Consider the following 289-nt stretch of genomic DNA (forward strand, 5'->3'; position numbering starts at 1 on the left):
GGCGAGGGTAGGGAAAATATCGGATACCGAGGTATCAAAGGCGATAGTCGCAAATTGCAGGATACGATCCCCTAATTGTGGTTCGCTGGTCTGGTGCTGAGCATGAATAAAGTTCACCACATTGCGGTGTTCCAGCATCACACCTTTGGGCTGGCCGGTGGAGCCGGAAGTATAGATGATATAGGCCAGATGATGGGGTTGAAGCTGAACATCAGGATTATGGGCTGGCTGTTTTGCCCTGTTATTGCGGTGGCTTTCATCATCCAGCAACCAGACGGGGATATCTGAT

General features: G+C 50.5%; 1 protein-coding gene. It reads right to left on the bottom strand.

Going from position 1 to position 289, the window contains the following annotated elements:
• Nucleotides 1–289: AMP-binding protein (locus IQ209_RS18070; RefSeq protein WP_193852547.1), on the bottom strand; the 289-nt coding region annotated here is incomplete at both ends.

The sequence above is a fragment of the Xenorhabdus sp. BG5 genome, assembly GCF_015163665.1.
In the GTDB taxonomy this organism is placed as follows: Bacteria; Pseudomonadota; Gammaproteobacteria; order Enterobacterales; family Enterobacteriaceae; genus Xenorhabdus.